The sequence below is a fragment of the Chitinophaga sp. 01L420 genome (genome assembly GCF_056399985.1).
Window position 1 is genome coordinate 14,412 of the sequence record NZ_JBFTSK010000011.1, and the last position, 21,260, is coordinate 35,671.

Consider the following 21,260-nt stretch of genomic DNA (forward strand, 5'->3'; position numbering starts at 1 on the left):
ATAATGAAAAAGATATTTTTCTCCCGGAATAAAGCTTCAAAGCACCTTTCGGTACTGGTATTTATCGTGTCGCTGTTTTGCGCACCGGCACTCCGGGCGCAGGAAACGGGTGGTGCACTGGAAGGCTGGATAGCCAGGCCCGGAAAGAAAGGACTGGAAGCTGCTGCGGTAACACTTACACACCTGCCTTCTGCTACCCGGTACCATCTTTCTACGCTTAAAGATGGTCACTTCTATTTCAGTAATCTCAAAATAGGAGGTCCCTATCACCTGGAGGTAAGCTATGTAGGTATGAAGAAAATAGATACCACCGTTGCAAAAATTTCATTGGGAGATGCGCAAATCATATCGCTGCAATTACAGGAAGCTACGGTGGGACTGGCCGGTATAACGATTACGGCTACTTCAGGAAAATCCAAAAATACCCGATTGGGAGCAGAAGAACAGATCAGCCGCCAGATCGTGCAAACCATGCCCACCATGTCGCGCAGCATTACCGACATCACGAGAGTAGTGCCACAGGCCACGAAAGATAATAGCTTTGCGGGCAGTAATTTTCGTTATAACAACGTTACCCTCGATGGCGCCATCAACAATGATGCTATTGGATTCAGTCCTTCTGTAGGTGGACAAACCGGTACCTCTAACATGCCCGGCAGCTCTACACGCACCAATCCGATTTCTCTGGATGCCATCGAAGAAATGCAGGTATACCTTTCTCCCTTTGATATCAAAATTGGTAATTTCACCGGTGGTAGTATCAATGCTGTTACCAGGTCAGGTACCAATGAAGTACATGGGTCCGTGTATGTTTTTGGTCGAAATGCTTCACTGGTAGGTCCTGACAGAACGAATACCGAAAGCAGCAAAGCGTTACCATCTTCTTTCTATGATCTGCAAACAGGGGCCAGGGTGGGATTTCCCATCATCAAAGACAAACTGTTCTTTTTCACCAATGCAGAAATTACAGACAGAAGGGAACCTGTGCAACAGGTGGCAGGGAGTAACGGATCAGATAATATTTTAAGCCTGGAAGATGCTACACAAATTGTACAACACAGTAAAAGCAAATATAATTTCGACCCCGGAGAACATCAGCTGTACAATACTTTCGCGCGTTCCAAAAAAATCTTCAACCGGCTTGACTGGAATATCAACGATCGTCATCAATTGGTGATCCGCAACAATACTGTTTTGTCTGAAGCCATGYAAATGGAAAGAGATCAGTTCAATTTTCGTTTTTCCAGTATCGGGTTCAAACAGCTCAATAATCAATCTTCCACCGTGATAGAGCTGAAGTCCCGCATCAATAACCGGGTATCCAACAACCTCATTATCGGTTATACCGATATTCACGATTATCGCGAACCCAATAGCAGGGCAGATTTTCCACAGGTGCAGATTGTAGGACGCACACCGGGAACGACCATCTTCTTTGGCACCGACCGGGAAGCTTCTATTTTTAATCTGCGACAAAAGACCTTTGAGTTTACAGATAATGTAACCGTTAGAATGGGTAAACATACGCTCACGGCTGGTACGCATAATGAGTTTTATAATATCGGATATGGATTTGTGAACAGTTGGAATGGCAGGGTAACCTATCAAAGCATTGAAGACTTCCTGTCCAACAACCCACAAAGAGTACAGGGAAATTTTAATTACTTCAACAATAACCGCGACTACCTGTATAACCATCCACCGGCCAGTTTTAAAGTTAATTTCCTCAGTGCCTATGTGCAGGATGAAATCAGGGTTTCGCCGCGATTTAAAGTGATGCCGGGTGTTAGAATAGATTGGGCGAATATTCCGGGTAAAGCGCCGTTGAGTAACCGTACCAAGGAGGCTTTTCGTGATCCGTATTTCGGAACCACGTATACCTACACGCCTATGAGTGACATCAATCAGAAATATTTATCACAACCGCAGATATCGCCGCGGATTGGTTTCAGGGCCGACCTGAATGAAAGCCGCACGCTGATACTGAGGGGAGGAGTAGGTGTTTTCACGGGCCGTATTCCTTTGGCATGGCTGGGATACGCCTATTATAATACCGGCAATTCCTTTGGGTCCATCGATCTGCGAACAAATGGTGTTCCGCCTAATCCTTTCCAACCGGGCACCGATCCTTTACTGCGGCCGGAAAGCAGTCCGTATGATGGAATTGCCGCCTTTGCTCATCAGCAAGGCCGGGTAGTGAATGATCCCAATGCCGGACAAACACAGATCGATGTAATAGACAACAATTTCGTGATGCCTGCTGTCATGAGAAGCAGTCTTGCAGTGGACTATACCGATCAGCATGGATTCAATTATTCGTTGGAGGGTATCTATACCAAAACGATCAAAGATGTAAGGTTTATACAAATCAATCTGAAAGATAATCCTTCCTACTATGCATATGACACCGCACAGCATTTGAGAAAGCAGCCGATATATGGAGGCAGCGTTGATCCGCGGTTGGCAAATGGATACCTGCTTACTAATACTGACAAAGGTTTCAGATACAGTCTTACGGCCAAAATAAGTCGCAGATTTACTAATGGCTTTCATTTCACCGCTGCTTATACCTATGGAAAATCGAAAGATATCTCCAACGGTATCCGGAATTCTATGGAATCGAACTGGCAACTGAACCAGGCGCTGAATCCTAATGATCCTGCGCTGTCTTTATCCAACTTCGATATCAGGCATCGGATCATTGCTATGACAGGATACGACCGTCGCTGGTCCGACAGGTGGCGCAGTGTGATTTCGATTTTCTTTTCGGCGCAATCAGGCAGTCCGTTTACCTATGGATTCGTTAACTATACGCCGCAAAATACACCGCAGCAGATCGCGCTGGCATATATACCGGCAAAAGGTGAAACGATCAATTTCTTTGCTACGCAATATGCGGCAGATGGAAATACAATTATCAGTACTGCGCAGGTGCAGGCAGCCGCTTTCGATCATTTCATTGACAACAACAAATATTTAAGTTCACGCAGAGGCGATTTTACAGAACGTAATACCGGAAGAACTCCCTGGAATGTAAATGCTGATCTGCACCTTTCACAGGAACTTACGCTTTTTAAAGAGAAACCATTGAAAGACCGCCATACTATTATGTTTTCTGTAGACATCATGAACTTCACCAATCTGCTCAACAAGGAATGGGGATGGAGTTATTTTTCGCCCAACACCTATAACTCGACCGCCAGTATCGGCTTGCAACCGTATATTCCTGCACGTAGTTCGCAGGGGTATCCGCTTTACCAGTTCAAGGATCCGGGTAAGCCTTACTCCATCGATCCGTTGACCTCGCGCTGGCAAATGCAGTTAGGGTTGCGATATAGTTTGTAGAATTACGAATTACGAATTACGAATTACGAATTGGTGAGTAGATATAAGCGATGTTGATCTTCGCGTTTACTATCTACTCACCAATTCGTAATTCGTAATTCGTAATTCGTAATTCGTAATTCGTAATTCGTAATTCGTAATTCGTAATTCGTAATTCGTAATTTGGAGAAACCATCTGCTTTCATTAATTTGCGCCTGCAACTGGTTATTCTAGCATGTATGCAAGAATATTAAAAGGGAATCCGGTGTAAAACCGGAGCTATCCCCGTAGCTGTAAATCCTGCTGCCTGTGTGACCACAGGTATCGTTTTTTCGGAGTTAATTCCTCCTTGCCACTGTTCCGCTTATCTGGAACGGGAAGGCGACCGAAAAAGCAGGAAAGCCAGAAGACCTGCCCTTTGCAACTATATATCATGTTTTCGGGTGAAGAACATGGATGTATTTTTCCCGGTGTTCCGGTTTTTTATTTTGGTAAAAAAGAATTTTTGTATCTGATTGACTGTGCCTGATAGCGCATGTCATCACTTATAGCATGTATGTTTTCTTTCGTGAGAGATCATTTGATTTCTTCATGCAGCATCCCTATTCCCTTTATAATAACGATTAACAATGACTGATAAAAAAATTGACCCACGTTTTCTTGTTTTACTTGTTTTTATTTTAGGTGCTGGCCTCATACGTGTATTAGGTGCGGGTAATCTGATGCCCTATCCAAACTTTACACCGATTGGCGCTATGGCCCTTTTTGCAGGCGCCTATTTCAGTAATCTTTTCAAGTCGTATGCCTTTCCTATTCTAACATTATTCATCAGCGATATCATCATATCTCACGTGATATATCCGGAATATGCTACAGGATTGCTTTATAGTGGCTGGGCATGGAACTATGCCGCCTTTGCACTCATGGTAACAGCAGGCAGAATGATCATCAAAAAAGTAACGCCTCTCCGCATACTTCTTTCCGCTTTGTCTGCCGGATTGATACATTGGATCGTTTCTGATTTCGGGGTATGGATTAATCATGGTATTAATATTACTACCGGTAAACCCTATACGTACAACCTTGCAGGTTTGTTGCAATGTTATTACCTCGCTTTACCATTTTTAAAGAATATGCTCGTGGCAAATCTTTTTTATTCAACGGTATTCTTTGGTTCTTTTGAAATGCTGAAATACCGCTACCCCAAAGCATTACATGCATAATTGAAACAACTGTAGCTTAATCATCAATCAAATATATAAACATGCGATTTTCGGGAAGTACTTTCTTTGTAGTTTCTATTTTAGCACTGGCAATGTCATGTAAAAAAAATGACGACACCATTCCCGGTCCCGGTGTGGACAAAACCGGAGGTGCAGATTCTATACATATTGGCGCTACGCTTTCTTATCATCCCAGGATAAACAATCCCGTTGGCGCGACCTTCAGTTGGAAAATAAATGGAAATGCAGTCGGAAATGATTCGGTATATACTTTCACGGCAAGTGCCCGGGGGGATTACCATATCGTATTTACAGCCAGCAATGCCGGTGCTTCAGACTCCGCGATCTACCAGGTAAAGGTGTGGGGTAAGTATGAAAACGGCTTTTTGGTAGTACAGGAAGGACAGTATGGAACTACTTCCGGCGACTTATTCTATTATAGTTATGATAGTAATAAGATTGCTAAAGATGTATTTAAAACAGAAAATCCCGGTAAAGATTTTGGCCCAACCAGTGCAACACTGCAGTTTGCCACCATCCATAAAGGTAAGGTGTATATGTCTGTAAAAGTAGGTGGTCCACTGGTGGTAGCCGATGCATATACCATGAAAGAAACAGGCAGGGTAGATCATCTTCCGCAGGAGGAAGGTCATGCCTTTACAGGAATAGATGATACAAGAGGTTTGTTAAGTGCAGTAGATGGCGTATACCGTGTAAACCTCACTGGTCCGACCATAGGGACTAAGATAGATGGCATTAATTCATCTGCTGGTGATATGATGGTAGCCGGAGACTATGTATTTGTACTTACACAAAATGATGGTATCGTTATATTAAAAACATCAGACTACAGTATCGTAAAGAAATATCCCAAGGGTACTATAGGCTTTGCCCGTACCAAAGATGGCGCGGTGTGGGCGGCAGGTGATTCCGCACTGTTACGTATTGACCCTGTTAGTCTCGCTGTGACTGAAACCCCCGTACCATTTAAAGTAACCAACCCCTGGGCTTTATGGTCATGGCATTCAGGCGGTATCGCTACCAGCAGATCCGGTAACGAAGTATTCATTGCTGAACGTAAAGACGGACCTGGTATTGGTGGTACGCTGGAATACAGTGGAACCAAAATATATAAATACACTGCCGGCAACGAGGCTTCTTTTGCAACGCCATTCATCACGATTCCCAATGGTCAATATTTCTATGGCTCGGCGGTAAGGTTCAATGAAAGAACAAAAGAACTCGTGGTGCTGACGCTGACGGACGAGTGGGGAAGCAGTAATGATAACAGATGGTTATTCTATGATGCTACTACTGGTTCTTTAAAACAAACAGTACGTTATGTCGGATATTATTTCCCTACACTTCCCGTATTTTATTAAGATGGGAACTATTTAACTGTTTTTTAAACCTCAACAATAATTAGTATGCGAAAATCCTATTTGACATCTTTAGGCCTTGGTAGTCTTTTAATGTTGGCTGCCTGTCAGAAAGAAAATCTTTCTGCCGGTCTTGAACCTATGAAGAAGTCTTCCGCTTCACTTGTAAGCAACGTAACGGTAAGACCYGCTTTACTGACCAGCAGTCCCCTTATCAGCCATGTATATACGTACATGCCGGCCGCAGGTCAGTTTATCAATGATGCATCGTATGGTACTACCACGGCAGCGCAAAGCCTGGTGGGCAGTACCAGCAACCTGGTATCGCTTGGTGGCTTTGGCGGCTACATTGTATTTGGATTTGATCACTCTGTAGTGAACAGTGCCGGCAATGATTTGGGTATTTATGGTAATCCCTTAGGGCCCACCTATCAGTGGTCAGAGCCGGGAGTGGTGATGGTTAGCCAGGATACCAACGGTAATGGCATTCCTGATGATACCTGGTATGAGTTGGCCGGTAGTCAGTATACTGCAACGGGTACTATCAAAAACTATCGTATCACTTATTATAATCCTCATGCTGTGGGTACCAGTGTGTTGTGGAAAGATAACCAGGGAGCTACCGGTTATGTGCAGGCTAACGCTTATCACACTACGAACAACTATTATCCGGCTATGGCGCCTAACCAGGATTCAATCGCCTTTACGGGTACCAAACTTGTAAATACATTACAAACTGGTGGTATCATTACCAATCTTGCGTTCGCATGGGGATATTCCGATAGTTATTCCAGCGAGTATCCAACACTCGGCTATAATACTTTCGACATCTCCTGGGCTGTAAACGCCAGTGGTACAGCAGTAACATTGAATGCCATTGATTTTGTAAAGGTATATACCGGTCAGAACTGCAGTGCAGGAACGATGTTAGGTGAAATATCTACAGAAGTAAAAGGAGCAAGAGATCTTCATTTATAAGATGTAATTTAAAGTGAAATGGGTTGCAGTAGTGTAACTGCAACCCATTATTTTATATGGAACCATATCCTGATTCATTAAAACCGTAGAGTATGTGTGAACATGAGCAGAAATATTGTCCGCGCTGTAACAGCGAATTTCAGTGCAAGGTGGGATCCATTCTGATTTGCCAATGTACTTTGCTGCCATTGGATGATCTGGAAAGAAGTTATATCCAGGAACAATTTTCAGATTGTCTCTGTCTTAATTGCCTGAAAGAAATGAAGGCAGCCTATCACGCGAAGCTGTTCCAGGACAGGTTAACGAATATTTCACCTTTGCGTTTTAAGAAAGATCAGTAGCCCCAATAAAAAAGCCTTACAGCTATCTGCTGCAAGGCCTTTCTTGAAATAGGCTTATACTAGAAAATAAAATTAGTACTTAGGAAGTCAGAGCTATGTTGCTTCACGATATCTTCCAGCAGTTTTTTGTTGGTGTCGTTCATCTTGGTAGTTACCAGTGAGCGGATAGAGAAGGAACGCAGCGCATCATGCACAGAGAGCGTACCTTCTGCACTGTCTTTCCGGCCGGTGAAGGGGAATACATCCGGTCCACGCTGGCACTGGCTGTTGATATTCACCCTGCTTACCTGGTTTACCAATGGATCGATCAGTGAAGCCACTTCATCAGGATTGTTACTAAAGATGCTTACCTGCTGGCCATGTGTTGACTCGATCAGGTAATCGATTGTTTCTTCTATCTCATCATAAGGTACAACGGGGATCACGGGTCCGAATTGTTCTTCCTTATAGAGTTTCATTTTATCATTTACCGGGTATACCACCGCAGGGAATACAAACGATTCATTGCTGGCGCCGCCATTTTCATTGATCACGGCAGCACCGTGAGCGATCGCATCTTCAATCACTTCACGGATATAAGCAGGCTTGCCAGGTTCCGCTACGGGGGTGAGTTGTACGCCTTTCTCCCATGGCATACCGAATTTCATTTTGCTGATAGACTCACTGAGACGCGCATTGAATTCGTTGGCAATGGAGCGGTGTACAAACAATATTTTGATGGCGGTACAACGTTGACCGTTATACGATAATGCCCCCAGGATACATTCATTTACGGCCACCTGTATATCCGCATGTTGCGTGATGATAGCGGCATTCTTGGCATCCAGGCTGAGTACTGCACGCAGGCGGTTCAGTTTGGGATGGTGTTTCCGCAGGTCGTTGGCCACTTTACTGGAGCCGATGAAGGCCAGTACGTTGATGTTACCGGTAGCCATGATGCCTGGTATTACGGAGGCGCCGCGACCATATATGGTGTTCACCACACCTTTCGGGAATGATTCCATGAATGCACGTAGTAATGGATAATGCACCAGGGTACCATGTTTTGGCGGTTTGAAGAGGATGGTGTTACCCATTAGCAGCGCAGGAATCAGCGTAGTAAAGGTTTCATTCAGTGGGTAGTTGAATGGTCCCATACAAAGTACCACACCCAGTGGTGAACGGCGGATCTGTGCGATGGTGCCTTCTTTGATTTCGAAGCGGGACGAGCTGCGGTCAATTTCCTTGAGCGCGTCTATGGTTGCGTTAATATATTCTATGGTGCGGTCAAATTCCTTGACAGAGTCAGCATAGGATTTTCCGATTTCCCACATGATCAGTTTTACGATCAGGGAGCGTTGCTCCGTCATTTTACGGGCAAATACAGTGAGACAGTTGATGCGCCCATCCAGTCCCATCGTTGGCCATTCACCGCGACCGTTATCATATGCTGCGAGGGCAGCATCCAGTGCTTCGAAGGCTTCTTTTTCTGTGCCCAGCGGGTAAGTGCCTATCAGCTTGCGTTTCAGGCCATCCGCAGTGGGGATATTAATAGGAGAATATACCTCACTCACTGGTCCATTCCATTGTTTCATCTCCCCGTTTACCAGGTACTCTCTCTGATGAATTTCAGAAATACGGAATTCTTCGGGTATTTCATTTTCTTCAACAAAGAGGTTCTTCAGCTCATCTTGAAAACTCATGTGTTAAAATTTTATGCGTACAAAGTACACAAATTAGGTGGAATAATACACATAGAATGTTTCGATCGGGGAGTGGAGAAAATCTATATGGTAAATTACCAGGAGATAAAACAGCCATGGAAAATGCTGCCGGTATGATTGCYAACTTTTTTATTTTCAATGATTAACCTAGTTTTGCCTGATATTTTACAGAAAATTAATACGGCACTTATATTTTATAAAACATCTTGCGCATGCCCTTGACGAAAGTTTTGATCACTGTTAAAAGTTACCCCACCGTATCTTCCCATTATGATGAGCAGGTTAGCATCGCCGGTGTCAGAGAAGATGGAACCTTTATCAGGATATACCCCATCCCGTTTTCAAAAAAAACATACGAAGAGCAATATCAGTTATACGACTGGGTGGAGCTGGATCTTGTGCGTAACACCCGTGACTTCAGGCTGGAAAGTTTTAGACGGGTAGTGGTGGATGCTCCGGTAAAAAAGACAGGACATCTGGGTACGGAAGATCATTGGAGCGAACGGAAAGCCATGGTGCTGAAGAGTGTATACCGCAACCTGTCCACGTTAATGATGGAAGCCAAACACGAAGCATTTTATACGTCACTGGTGGTATTCAAACCCACACGGATACTGGGTTTTGTAGTGGAAGAAACGGAACGGGAATGGAATAGCGTCCGGTTGGAAAAATTACAGGAAGAGAAAGAAAACGGTAACGTATATGAGCAGCCGGAGGATCCTTTTGCGGTAATGAAAAAGCTGCCTTATCAATTTTCTTTCCGTTTTATGGATGATAAAAACGAAGAGATCACACTCCCGGTAGAAGATTGGGAACTGGCCTCCCTGTATTGGAAAAGCCTGAAAAAGGGTGGCGGTATTGAAAAAGAACAGAAAGCCATCAACGAGGTGAAAAAGAAATACCAGCAGGAATATGCCAGGAATACGGATCTTTATTTCTTCCTGGGTACTACACAAAATGCACATGCGAGTTCCAGGCAGCCGTTTACAATTGTTGGGTTGTTTCAGCCAACAATGCCGCCGGCAGTAGTACAGGGTAGTTTATTCTAGCAGTTGCGCGTAAGGTCATCTCTGTTGGCCACATTTTTTAATGAAGAATTTTTCAGTATGAAGATGAACAAAAGAGAAGAACTGGAGCATAAGTTGTCCGAAGAAACAGACGGGACAAAGTTTTCCCGTCTTAAAGACAAGCTGATAAAGAATTTTGGCGAACCAGAGCGGGAGGCGGTAATACAGGCATTTATACGTTATGCCAGGGAAGGCAAACTCCTGCATTGGCGCAACTTCCTGATGACAGACATTATCGGATTGGTGCAGGAAGGAGAGGAGGCTTACGCCGCATTTTTCCAATGGGCGCTGACCGTTCCTGACCTGTCCTACTGGGCGGTCAACGGATACCTGAAAACAGCCGGTAAGGAAGCTTATCCCTTACTGGTGACAATGGCCATGAGTGATGAAGTGAAATTGGAGGTGCGTGCAAATGCCATCAAATGCTTATCGGTACATAGTGAACAAAAATGCGACAGTGATCTTCCAGGTGATCCCGGTTATTGGAAGGCCGAGCAATTGCCGCTTCCTGCGCTATTGAAGTGGCAGGAAGAAGGGTATCCATCGGGTGTTGGGTATACGGATCCCGCAACACATCCGGCCTTACAGCAGCCCGTAACACCGCTGGAAATGCTGGCCGCAAAACTTGAAAAACAACTGGCGAAATATCGCAAAGAGCAATACGATAAGGCTAATCCCAGCAACCTGCTGGTCATCGCCAATGAAAATGACCTGGGGCACATTAATGAAAAATGGACCTTGCCCGAAGTGTATGCATTATTCCTGAGAGATTTTTCACCGTTGCATGTAATGCTCGATGGTGGCCATATTGAACAGGGGTTGCATCTTTACGGAGCGCAGGAATTAATAGTACGTCAACAGGGATATGCTTTTAATCCCGTCACCAGCCAGGTCATACAGGATTGGCCTCCGCACCTGTTAGTCATTGCAGATGATGGAGGAGATCCTTATTGCCTGGATCTGTCAATGGTCAGTAATGGTGATGCGCCGATACTGTTTAGCCGGCATGGTATGGGGCATTGGGAGTTTGAAGAATTTGCCGGCAGCTTTATGGATTTTCTTAAGAAAATCACAAGCATTTAAGAGATGACTGAAATAAAAATGAAAACGAATGTTCATCCGCAATTGTAGTTCCCATAATATATTAAACCAATAAGGAACCAGGTGCTGTAATACATCCTGGTTCCTTATTGGTATTGATTTTTAATGAGAAAGATGGCTATTTTATTGCTGATGATACATCGCAGCAAACTCTTTTACAAAATCGACCAGTTTCACTTTTCCCAATGTTGGTTTATTGCTGTAGTAATCCTCATACAACACGCCGTCTCCCATGCGGGCCTGCATTTCCATAAAACCTTTGGCAACCTGCTGGTTCATGCCTGCCGCTAACCAGCCATTCAATAATTCTTCATCCGGAATGACCTCCCATTGCAGATCCGGTTTTCCGATGGCTTCGCCCAACAGACACGCCGCTTCGTTGGGAGAGAATTCATCGCTCGCGATGTAACGAATCGTCCGGCCTTCGAAAGGTTTTTCCACTTCTTCCGCGATCACTGCCGCAATATCTAAAGGAGACACCCAGGGTTCTTTGTTGTCGCCTCCATAATTTTGTACGATGGCGCCTTTTGCTTTAATGTTTCGTATCAACCCAAACATATTGGTGTAGAAACCAACAGGACGCATGAATTTAATGGAAACATCGGCAGGTAGTTGTTGGAGAATGGTTTCTACATTGTAGTGAAAAGCAAGAATTCCATTCCCTTTAGCCATGTGTGCACCAACACTGCTGAGATGTATCACACGCTTTACACCTGACTTCTGGATCGCTTGTTTGTAGTTAAGGCCAATCTGGCTGATTGTTCCTATGAAGTCAATATTTTGATCAAAGAAACCGCCGGCGGCGTCCAGTGTTTCCATCACATAAACGATATCTGCGCCTTTGAACGTGGCAGATAGAAAATCAGCATCCTCCATGCTGCCGATGGCGGCTTTTGCGCCCAATGCTTCGATGTCTTCTTGTCTTTCGGTTTTGCTGCTGATAACGGTAACCGCATGTCCTTTTTGCACCAGGTCCTGTGCAAGCGGTTTTCCAATATTTCCTAATGAGCCTGTAAGTACGATGTTCATATACTGTTTGTTTGTTGATGCAAAGATCCATTGCAGCGACAAAACAGATGTATCCAGAACAGGCTTTGTTGTAGCCAAAAGCCGGAGAAGGGCAGTGATGGGTAGTTTCAGCAACACCACCTTTATGTGTATCTTTATAAGGCCAGGTGGCAGCAGGATTTTTATTGGTATTGCATTAAACCCCGTAGAAATATGACAACGAAATTCCTTTACGATTTCATTGCTGGAAATGAATATGCCGTATTATCTACTGTTACAGCGGACCATCAGGCGGAGGCCGCGTTGGTAGGTATTGCTGTTACGGCGGATCTCAGAATAATTTTTGATACATCAGCTACGTCCAGAAAGTATCATAATTTAATGAAGAATCCTTCTATCGCTTTCGTCATTGGATGGAAAGAAGAAAGGACAATCCAGTACGAAGGAAGAGCAAGGATCCCCCATGCTGATGAATTGGATGAGTTGCTGGAAACGTATTTCAGGGTTTTCCCGGAAGGCAGAGAACGCAAAGAGAACATGAAAGACATTGCTTACTTTGTAGTAGAACCAAAGTGGATCCGGTATGCGGATTTTAATTCCCCACCAAGAGTCGAGGAACAGCTCTTTTAAACAGGGTATTGCCCAAAAAAAGCCTCCGGTAAACGGAGGCTCTCTATTATGTTATTCATTAAATTATGCATCAGGCTAAATCAAACCTGTCTAAATTCATCACTTTACTCCAGGCAGCCACAAAGTCTTTCACAAATTTTTCCTGCGCATCGGCGCTGCCATAAACTTCAGCGATAGCTCTCAGTTCAGAGTTTGCACCAAATACAAGGTCTGCACGCGTGGCATTCCCAATGGGTTCATTGGTAGTCCGGTTTACGCCTGCATATACTTCTTTGTCTGTTCCAACAGGAGTCCAGGCAATGTTCATGTCGAGCAGCGTTACGAAGAAGTCATTGGTTAACTGGCCAGGACGTTTAGTGAGGATGCCATTTGCGGAATGATCAAAGTTGGTGTCCAAAGCACGCATACCACCTACCAGTACGGTTAATTCAGGAGGAGTAAGTGTGAGTAACTGTGCTTTATCGAGCAGCAACTCTTCTGTTGATACTGATGGTTTTGATCTGCGATAGTTGCGGAAGCCGTCGGCAAATGGTTCGAGGAAGCCTATGGATTCTACATCGGTTTGTTCCTGGGAAGCATCCATGCGACCGGCTGTGAAAGGAACGGTGATGGCATTGCCGGCATCTTTCGCTGCTTTTTCAACAGCAGCAGTACCCGCTAATACAATCAAATCTGCCAGAGAAACTTTTTTACCACCAGACTGTGCACCATTAAATTCTTTTTGAATGCCTTCTAATTTATCCAGCACTTTTTGCAGTTGCGGTGGATTGTTTACCTGCCAGTATTTCTGTGGCGCCAAACGAATGCGGGCACCATTGGCGCCACCGCGTTTGTCTGAACCACGGAAGGTGGAAGCGGAGGCCCAGGCGGTAGTCACCAGTTCTGAAACGCTCAAGCCTGATGCCAATACTTTTGCCTTTAGGGCAGTAATATCATTTTCGTCTATCAATGCATGGTTAACTGCAGGAATAGGATCTTGCCAGAGCAGTTCTTCTGCCGGTACATCCGGACCCAGGTAACGTGCACGGGGGCCCATATCACGGTGTGTTAATTTAAACCATGCCCGGGAAAAGGCATCTGCAAACTGATCTGGGTTTTCCAGAAAGCGCCTGGAGATTTTTTCGTAAGCCGGATCCAGTCTTAATGAGAGATCTGTCGTCAGCATGGTGGGTACATGCTTCTTGGAACTATCATATGCATCAGGAATAATGGCCTCTGCATTTTTGGCTACCCATTGGTGTGCGCCGGCAGGACTTTTAGAAAGTTGCCATTCAAAAGCAAACAGGTTTTCGAAGAAGTTATTGCTCCATTGAGTGGGCGTTTTCGTCCATATTACTTCCAGGCCGCTGGTAATGGTATCTGCACCTTTACCGGAGCCATAGCTGTTTTTCCAGCCCAGGCCCTGCGCTTCCATGTCAGTGGCTTCGGGTTCTTTGCCTACGTGAGTGGCAGGAGCGGCGCCATGGGTTTTACCAAAGCTATGTCCGCCTGCTATCAGGGCTACTGTTTCCTCATCGTTCATGGCCATGCGGCCAAAGGTATCCCTGATGTCTTTAGCGGCGGCAATCGGGTCGGGATTACCATCAGGACCTTCGGGATTTACATAGATCAATCCCATCTGCACCGCAGCAAGCGGTTTTTCCAGGTTGCGGGAGTGGATATCACCATTGGCATCATCATCGGATACCGTTACACCATGTTTTTCGTCTACGCCGGGGGAGCCATGCGCATAACGCAGGTCGCCACCGAGCCAGGTTGTTTCTGTGCCCCAGTATACTGCTTCATCCGGTTCCCATACATCTTCACGTCCGCCGGCAAACCCGAAGGTTTTAAAGCCCATGGACTCCAGTGCTATGTTACCGGTAAGGATCAGCAAATCTGCCCAAGAAATTTTGCGGCCATATTTCTGTTTGATAGGCCAGAGTAGTCTGCGGGCTTTGTCGAGACTCACGTTATCGGGCCAGCTGTTCAGCGGGGCAAAACGTTGCTGTCCTGCGCCTGCTCCACCACGGCCATCACCTACGCGATAGGTGCCTGCACTGTGCCAGGCCATGCGGATGAACAGGGGACCATAATGTCCAAAGTCTGCCGGCCACCATTCCTGCGAGTCGGTCATGAGTGCATGGAGGTCCTTTTTTACTGCTTCCAGGTCGAGGCTTTTGAAAGCTTCGGCATAGTTAAAATCTTCACCCATAGGGTCTGATAAGGATGAGTGCTGACGCAGGATACTCAGCTTTAACTGGTTGGGCCACCAGTTATGGTTCCTGGTGCCGCCACCGCCAACGTTGTGCTTCATAGTGCCATTATGAAACGGGCATTTACTGATGTCGTTTAATTCTTTCTCCATTTTTGAATGTTTAGGGTACGAAATGAACACATGCTTGCACCTGGTATTTGTGCAGAATTATAAAGTTATGGTATTGAAGTAATAATCACAATCAATTAATTTCTATGTTTCAATAGTTAAAATCTATTAGGTGGTTCTGCTGTTATAAACCGGGGCTCTTGCTGCCCACCATCATATGGCTTTTTCGAATAGTTAGGTAAGCTGCCTATCTAAGGGTTCACACCTTTCAAAGGATACGCTGTTTGAGTGGTCTCTTGTAATTATTAGCTATTTTATGGATTAAAAATGAAGATGATTTATTTTTTTCGATATATTTATGTATCGTTTTGAAACGAATCTGATAAGCAATCGTGTGAATTCCCCCATTCTCAAAATAACTTTTTTAATTCCACTTCACAAATCGTTTTAACCAAAATTCTACATGCTATGAAGAAAACACACAGCGTTACCGGTGTTCTATTTACCTTATCTGTTATAGTTGTATTAGCATACAACTGTGCCAGCAACAACAAAACAGACACCGATGCAAAATCTGAGCTGAAGGTATCTGTCACGGATGGCGCATTTCTGAACCACCGGGATTCCGTTCCCTCGGCACAACAGTACCCCGATTCTTTATTTGTACTCAGCCATGATTACCCTACAACAGTAACACCTGTTGTAGATCCTCCCTGGCGTCGTGCATTAAACGGGCAGCCCATTTCCGCTTCGAATGTATTTGCTTACATGGATTCATTGAAGAGCTACATCGCTCCCCGTGTAATCCCGTTCTTTACCAACAACACCTCCTGGACATCCGCAAAATACGGCTGGTTTAATGAACCCTGGCTGGGAACTCAGCGGGAAGCCATCCTGGGAGCCTATTTAGGCAACGGCAACCCCGCCAATATGTTCAAGACCTTAAAAGAAGATGAAGCCGGATACGCGCTTGTTTTATACGATTCCACTGCTGCCTACACGGTTGGACAAATCTGGGGTAAAACCGGTCAGAAAGTTAACCTGATGAACGATGCCACACAATTTAAAGAAGGTAGTGTGGTCGTAAAGCTGGCTTTTTCAAATATCAACGGCCCGGACTGGGCTCCTATGGATGGTGCGCAAACCTTCCACGTGTTTGATACCATTCCAACAAAAGCGGATCCCAGACCTGGATACCAGATGCGTACCGTCAGCTTTTTCCAGATGGATATCATTGTAAAGGATAGCGCTACCTCTCCTGAAACCGGATGGGTATATTCCACCTTTGTATATGACAGGTACAAGCCTGCTACAACGCCATGGGGAAAGATGGTACCGCTGGGAGCCATGTGGGGCAATGACCCGGGCATAAACAGTACGTTAGAACCCAATCGTAAGCTGCAGGAAACCGTTATTAATCCGTTAGCGCCGGAATATAGCCGGGAAACGCTGGGTTGGGGCGGCCGGTTAAGCGGCCCGAATGATGGTGCTGTTGCCCAGGTAGCCTACGATATTAATACGGGTAAGGAATATAAAAACCTGGCACTGTCTTCCTGTATGAGTTGCCATAGCCCTGCGCAGGATTCATTTAACTCCTTCCTGTTACCTGGTCCCTTCCCGAATGATACCTTATTCGTTTATACGCCAGGCAGCCCTAAGTGGAACCTGTGGTTCCGGAATAATTATGGCAATGTTCCATTTGACTCCGGTCAGGTAGCCATGGACTACGACATGGTAATGGCATTTAAATCAGTAGGCGCATTTGAAGCGGCGAAATCTTCTGACCAGAACAAGAAGCTGAGAATGAATTTCGAAGCCATCAGAAAATTCAGAAGACATAATAGCAACAGCCGGTTCTGGCACTAAACCATACCAGACTATTTATCTGATATAGAATCAGAAAGCGTGATACGTTCGAAAGAAGGTGTCACGCTTTCCGTTTCCGCCAATCCCCTCCGCTATTTTTGTTTCCCTATCTTTATAAAATAAAACCCGCCATGGAAAAACAAATTGTCATTGATGGAAACCTGATCAGCGATATACCGTCGTTTTATGGGGAATTAAACCGTGTATTTATGACTGGTGAAGACTGGACACTGGGCAATAGCCTGGACGCCTTTAATGACCTTCTTTACGGCGGATTTGGGGCTATTGAAAGTAACGAACCTGTCATCCTGGTATGGAAGCAGATGGAAAAAAGCAGGCAGGCCCTGGGTTATGAGGCCACCAAACAATATTACGAAGAGAAACTCCTGCCAGGCTCACCCTTTGATAAGGAACACTTCCGCGAAAAGCTGGATGCGCTGAATAAAGGAGAGGGGCAGACCTATTTCGACATACTGCTGGACATCATTGCGGAGCATCCAAATATTACGTTACAGCCCATTCATTGATCGAACATAGCCTACCACATTTTAATAGCAGTGCGGGGAACTAATTTTACCTGATCATCGACTTGTCCAAACATAAAAAAAAGTATATGTCGGATCAGGAATTTATTAAGAAGCTGCCACAGTTGCCCCTGCCGGAATATCCTTTTCGGGATCTGAAAAATCCTTTGTTGATGCGCTTAAGAGAAGACTATTACAATTGGATTGATACGGATTATACCTTCCATTCTGCAGCAGCAAGGGAAATGCATAAATCGCATGTACTCAGCGATATTCCTGCACGTGCATTCCCATATCTCACGCTGGAAGAATTGTATCCTATTACCCGATATGCCGTGCATGGCGCCATGATGGATGATTATTTTGATCATTGCAGCGGCGATGAAATGCAGGCCATCCGGGAAAGGGTGATGGCTATATTATCAGGAGAAGAGAAAGCGGAGCCAACAGACCTGGGGATATACCACCAGTTTTATCTACTCCGGCAGGATGCCATTAAATGCGGGATGCCCACCCGTTTGTATAATAAGTTCATTGCTACCACAGATGGGGTGCTGATTGGCTACAGGCAGGAGAAACTATATATGGCAGCCAATGTGCCTCCGCCGCTTCCCATTTATACGATCATTCGGGAAGATACCAGCGGCGCATTACCCTTTTGCCGCTACGTGTGTATGCAGAAAAACTTCAGAGAGCTGCCGGATATGGTACTTGATCATCCCATGTTGGTGCGCATGTATGCGCTGGTGGCGAGAATGATTGGTTGTCACAATGATTTTATTTCGCTGCCAAAAGAAATAAACCGTAAAGGCGATGTGATAAATATAGTGAAAGTGATGAAGCAGGAACATTCCGTTTCCTGGGAAGAAGCCTACATGATGGCATTAGACTTTCATGACCAGTACAAGAAAGAGTTTATGTTGCTGTATGATAACCTGCCAGAGTTTGGGGAGTGGCAGGAGCTGGCGAAAGATTTTGTATTTACACTTGGTATTTTACTGCAGGGAGTATACTCCTGGCACACGAACGACAAACACCGCTATGTGCCAGGAGGCTATGTAGAAGGAGAGTACAAAAGCAACGAGTTTAAGTGGAAAACCTAACGTATGCGCTTGAACTTCCTTTTTAATTATTTTTTATAAAGAGGGCTACGTTTTATCAGGTATTCCATGGTATTCTTATAGGCATCCCGAGTGTTCCAAAAGGCTTTTCTGTTCGCCGCAGTTTCTCGTAAAGAAAATGGATAAGCTGGATTCGTTATCAACCAAAGCATTGGAATTTTCCCGCAAAAAAGCTGGATAGCTGAGGGCGGCATCGTTACGAAAAAGGGAACGTCAGTGTGCTCCTATAGTGTTCTAAACAGCTTTGGCAGAAAGAAGAAGGGATAGCATAGCAGCAATAAATTGGGCAGCCACCAGGTAAGATCAAATTCCCCTGACAGCGCCCAATAAGAAATCGCCTGCAGTCCTGAAACGCTTGTCAATATAAGAGAAACAAGTGCCCATTTTTTCCAGTCCCTGTTATTTTTCTGATACAGGGCTATGCTCAAAAGTCCACTGCCGGAAATGAGCATATCCAGTGGAAAAAATGACCAGTTCCAGCTAACCATTACAGGCGACTGGTAATTGTTGTATAAATATTCGGCGGGAAGGAGATGCAAAATAGTAATCAACCAATAGGCGATAAAGCCAAGGTCTGTCAGCAGGAAGAAATACCGGAGCTGTTTCATAGCGCTCTTGTCCAGGTTTGTGTTTGGTGAAAAAGTCCCCAGTATCCACGAACCATCAGGGTGTTGTCATCTTCCAGCCACATGATGCATTTATATAGCTTTCCTTTTTCAGGATCGTAGATGCTGCCATCTTTCCATATATCATCTTTATAGCTGAAGTCTTTCAGTATAACCAGGTTTATCAGTGGCTGTAATCTTTTACTTTTATCAGGGTTTTCTGAATCTGTATAGGGATGGCCATTCGCATCATTGGGAAGCTTCAGCCATACCAGTTTTCCCAGATACTTTCCATGCTCCATATATATTTCCGTAATGCCTGCCTTATCTTCTGAGCGCCATTTGCCCAGGATCTTTTGTTGTGCCTGGACGTAAATACTCAGCTGAAGCAGGAGGAAGGTGAGTCGCCATTTCTTTTGCATCATCAATATTTTCGACACAAAGCTAGGGCCTGCGCAGCAGATAGAAATTTGATAAAAGTCAAAAAAGAAAAGCCATTACAGGTTCTTGCGGATACGGCTTAATGTTTCCTGTGACATACCAAGATAAGAGGCAACTTGTCCGAGGGCCACCTTTTGCAGTATATAGGGTTGTTCATTCAGCAGTTTCAAATATCTTTCCCGGGCAGAATGGTACTGCAACGATAGTGTACGTGTTTCCAGTTCTATATAATATTTTTCGGAAAGCAGTCTTCCTACTATGTTGAATTCCGGGAAACGCTGATATAGCAACTGCAGGTGATCGTAGCTGATACCTTTTACGCTGGCATCTTCCAGCACTTCGATGTTTTCAATAGCAGGTTGGCCTGTTAGAAAGGCCGACATCGAAGTAACCATGTCCTGCTCACGTGCAAACCAGGTGGTGATATCTTTTGAGCCATGTTGATAGCAGCCCCTCAGCAATCCTTTTTCAATGAAGTAGATATGCCGGCAGGGTTCCCCTTGTTCAGCAAGCAGGGTACCTTTGGGATGGTTGGCCGAAAAAACAATTTCCGGCAGAAAGGCAATCAGTGATGGGGGCAGAGGAGTGAGCGCTTCCAACGTGGCGATTAAACGTTGCATGTTGTTTTTTAAAAGTTGACAAGATACTGATTCCAGGTTTTTAATTCATAACAAAGGGCTGACCGGATTTTTATTTTTGAGTCAGCCCGCTCTTTTATCTGGTGGCGCAATCATGCAAGACAAACTCTCTGAGCGCTACGCCAATTTCTGCGGGTGAGTCTTCCTGTATATAGTGAATACCTTTCACCGTTACTTCCCGCTGGTTATGCCAGGTGCGGCAAAAATCCAATGCCCTGCCAACCAGCAATGCTCCTGGCTCTGCGGAGATTAATAATTTCGGTAGTCTATTTTCTGCCATCCATTTTCCATATTGCTCCACGATGAGGGCGATGTCTGCAGGCGATCCATCGATAGGGAGTGAACGAGGGAAGATCAGTGTGGGCAGTCTGTCTGCCTCCGTCCGGAAGGGCGCCCGATATGCCTCCATTTCCACTTCATCCAGTTTACGGAGGATGCTTTTGGGCAGTACCGTTTCGATGAAAAAATTATGTTTCATAATCATCTCTTCTCCTTTATCTGATAGCAATGCGCGGAAAATAGCATCCCTGCCGGCAGGGAAGTCTTCCCAGCGTCTTGGCTGTACAATGGCTTCCATGTAGGCAATGCCTTTGATTTGCTCAGGATAACGAAAAGCGCGGTGAAAGCCTAGCGCAGAGCCCCAGTCATGTAATACCAGTATCATATTTTGTTTTAATCCTACTGCTTCAAACCACGCATCGAGGTAGGCGGCATGGTCCGTAAACTGGTAGCGTTGCTCCGGTGATTTGCCGGATTTTCCCATGCCTGCCAGGTCGGGAGCCAGACAACGACGGTATTTGCTCAGCCAGGGAATAATATTGCGCCACAGATAAGAGGAGGTGGGGTTGCCGTGCAGAAACACTACAGGTTCGCCCTCACCGGCGTCAATGTAGCTGATTTCGGTATCCAGTGCCATCACGGTTTTACGGGGCAGATGATCAGTGTTGCTGATAGTAGTTTCAGCCACTTCAGGAGTAGTTGTTTTCATCGATTTTTTATTTATGA

General features: G+C 45.1%; 19 protein-coding genes and 1 riboswitch. Of the genes, 12 read left to right on the forward strand and 7 right to left on the reverse strand.

Annotated elements, in window-relative coordinates; translation table 11 throughout:
- The first annotated feature begins 3 nt into the window (after positions 1–3).
- The 5 genes from AC1DP6_RS12965 to AC1DP6_RS12985 all read left to right on the forward strand — a co-directional run bounded on the left by AC1DP6_RS12965 (position 4) and on the right by AC1DP6_RS12985 (position 7,246).
- Entirely contained in the window at positions 4–3,345 is a 3,342-nt protein-coding gene (locus AC1DP6_RS12965) for a TonB-dependent receptor (protein WP_477055205.1), read from the forward strand.
- Positions 3,346–3,530: 185 nt separating this feature from the next.
- Positions 3,531–3,758: riboswitch (cobalamin riboswitch) on the forward strand.
- A 196-nt stretch (positions 3,759–3,954) separates the two neighbouring features.
- Entirely contained in the window at positions 3,955–4,548 is a 594-nt protein-coding gene (locus AC1DP6_RS12970) for a DUF6580 family putative transport protein (protein ID WP_477055206.1), read from the forward strand.
- Positions 4,549–4,589: 41 nt separating this feature from the next.
- Complete coding sequence (locus tag AC1DP6_RS12975) at positions 4,590–5,930, forward strand: DUF5074 domain-containing protein (RefSeq protein WP_477055207.1); 1,341 nt, start codon at positions 4,590–4,592, stop codon at positions 5,928–5,930.
- Between the two features lie 45 nt (positions 5,931–5,975).
- Entirely contained in the window at positions 5,976–6,905 is a 930-nt protein-coding gene (locus AC1DP6_RS12980; RefSeq protein WP_477055208.1) for a hypothetical protein, read from the forward strand.
- 92 nt (positions 6,906–6,997) lie between these two features.
- Entirely contained in the window at positions 6,998–7,246 is a 249-nt protein-coding gene (locus tag AC1DP6_RS12985) for a cysteine-rich CWC family protein (RefSeq protein WP_477055209.1), read from the forward strand.
- A 59-nt stretch (positions 7,247–7,305) separates the two neighbouring features.
- On the opposite strand, the gene AC1DP6_RS12990 is transcribed toward AC1DP6_RS12985, so the two are convergent.
- Positions 7,306–8,928: an NADP-dependent glyceraldehyde-3-phosphate dehydrogenase gene (locus AC1DP6_RS12990; protein WP_477055210.1), complete on the reverse strand. Its 1,623-nt coding sequence runs from the start codon at positions 8,926–8,928 to the stop codon at positions 7,306–7,308.
- Between the two features lie 233 nt (positions 8,929–9,161).
- Between AC1DP6_RS12990 and AC1DP6_RS12995 the strand changes: the two genes are divergently transcribed.
- Entirely contained in the window at positions 9,162–9,998 is an 837-nt protein-coding gene (locus AC1DP6_RS12995; protein ID WP_477055211.1) for a hypothetical protein, read from the forward strand.
- Positions 9,999–10,055: 57 nt separating this feature from the next.
- Positions 10,056–11,099, forward strand: a complete 1,044-nt coding sequence (locus AC1DP6_RS13000; RefSeq protein WP_477055212.1) for an SMI1/KNR4 family protein — start codon at positions 10,056–10,058, stop codon at positions 11,097–11,099.
- A gap of 141 nt (positions 11,100–11,240) precedes the next feature.
- Here AC1DP6_RS13000 and AC1DP6_RS13005 read toward each other — a convergent pair whose 3' ends face one another.
- A complete protein-coding gene (locus AC1DP6_RS13005; RefSeq protein ID WP_477055213.1) occupies positions 11,241–12,146 on the reverse strand; it encodes an NmrA family NAD(P)-binding protein in 906 nt (301 codons plus the stop codon).
- On the opposite strand from AC1DP6_RS13005, the gene AC1DP6_RS13010 reads away from it, so the two are divergent.
- Together AC1DP6_RS13010 and AC1DP6_RS13015 are read left to right on the forward strand one after the other, a co-directional pair.
- Positions 12,139–12,342, forward strand: coding sequence for a hypothetical protein (locus tag AC1DP6_RS13010; protein WP_477055214.1), 204 nt, complete (start codon positions 12,139–12,141; stop codon positions 12,340–12,342). The genes AC1DP6_RS13005 and AC1DP6_RS13010 overlap by 8 nt on opposite strands.
- Positions 12,339–12,755 carry a pyridoxamine 5'-phosphate oxidase family protein gene (locus tag AC1DP6_RS13015; protein WP_477055215.1) on the forward strand — a complete coding sequence of 139 codons (417 nt, stop codon included), beginning with the start codon at positions 12,339–12,341 and terminating at the stop codon, positions 12,753–12,755. Before AC1DP6_RS13010 ends, AC1DP6_RS13015 begins: the two co-directional genes overlap by 4 nt.
- 70 nt (positions 12,756–12,825) lie before the next feature.
- On the opposite strand, the gene katG is transcribed toward AC1DP6_RS13015, so the two are convergent.
- Positions 12,826–15,102, reverse strand: coding sequence for a catalase/peroxidase HPI (katG, locus tag AC1DP6_RS13020; protein WP_477055216.1), 2,277 nt, complete (start codon positions 15,100–15,102; stop codon positions 12,826–12,828).
- A 426-nt stretch (positions 15,103–15,528) separates the two neighbouring features.
- Between katG and AC1DP6_RS13025 the strand changes: the two genes are divergently transcribed.
- The 3 genes from AC1DP6_RS13025 to AC1DP6_RS13035 all read left to right on the forward strand — a co-directional run bounded on the left by AC1DP6_RS13025 (position 15,529) and on the right by AC1DP6_RS13035 (position 18,553).
- Positions 15,529–16,926, forward strand: coding sequence for a hypothetical protein (locus AC1DP6_RS13025; protein ID WP_477055217.1), 1,398 nt, complete (start codon positions 15,529–15,531; stop codon positions 16,924–16,926).
- 131 nt (positions 16,927–17,057) lie between these two features.
- Entirely contained in the window at positions 17,058–17,453 is a 396-nt protein-coding gene (locus tag AC1DP6_RS13030; RefSeq protein WP_477055218.1) for a barstar family protein, read from the forward strand.
- An 86-nt stretch (positions 17,454–17,539) separates the two neighbouring features.
- Positions 17,540–18,553 carry a terpene synthase family protein gene (locus AC1DP6_RS13035; RefSeq protein ID WP_477055219.1) on the forward strand — a complete coding sequence of 338 codons (1,014 nt, stop codon included), beginning with the start codon at positions 17,540–17,542 and terminating at the stop codon, positions 18,551–18,553.
- A 242-nt stretch (positions 18,554–18,795) separates the two neighbouring features.
- On the opposite strand, the gene AC1DP6_RS13040 is transcribed toward AC1DP6_RS13035, so the two are convergent.
- From AC1DP6_RS13040 to AC1DP6_RS13055, 4 genes are all read right to left on the reverse strand, one after another.
- Positions 18,796–19,179: a DUF5360 family protein gene (locus AC1DP6_RS13040; protein ID WP_477055220.1), complete on the reverse strand. Its 384-nt coding sequence runs from the start codon at positions 19,177–19,179 to the stop codon at positions 18,796–18,798.
- Complete coding sequence (locus tag AC1DP6_RS13045) at positions 19,176–19,598, reverse strand: DUF2147 domain-containing protein (RefSeq protein ID WP_477055221.1); 423 nt, start codon at positions 19,596–19,598, stop codon at positions 19,176–19,178. Before AC1DP6_RS13045 ends, AC1DP6_RS13040 begins: the two co-directional genes overlap by 4 nt.
- Positions 19,599–19,673: 75 nt before the next feature.
- Positions 19,674–20,237 carry a Crp/Fnr family transcriptional regulator gene (locus tag AC1DP6_RS13050; protein ID WP_477055222.1) on the reverse strand — a complete coding sequence of 188 codons (564 nt, stop codon included), beginning with the start codon at positions 20,235–20,237 and terminating at the stop codon, positions 19,674–19,676.
- Positions 20,238–20,331: 94 nt separating this feature from the next.
- Positions 20,332–21,243 carry a haloalkane dehalogenase gene (locus AC1DP6_RS13055; RefSeq protein ID WP_477055223.1) on the reverse strand — a complete coding sequence of 304 codons (912 nt, stop codon included), beginning with the start codon at positions 21,241–21,243 and terminating at the stop codon, positions 20,332–20,334.
- Between the last annotated feature and the right edge of the window lie 17 nt (positions 21,244–21,260).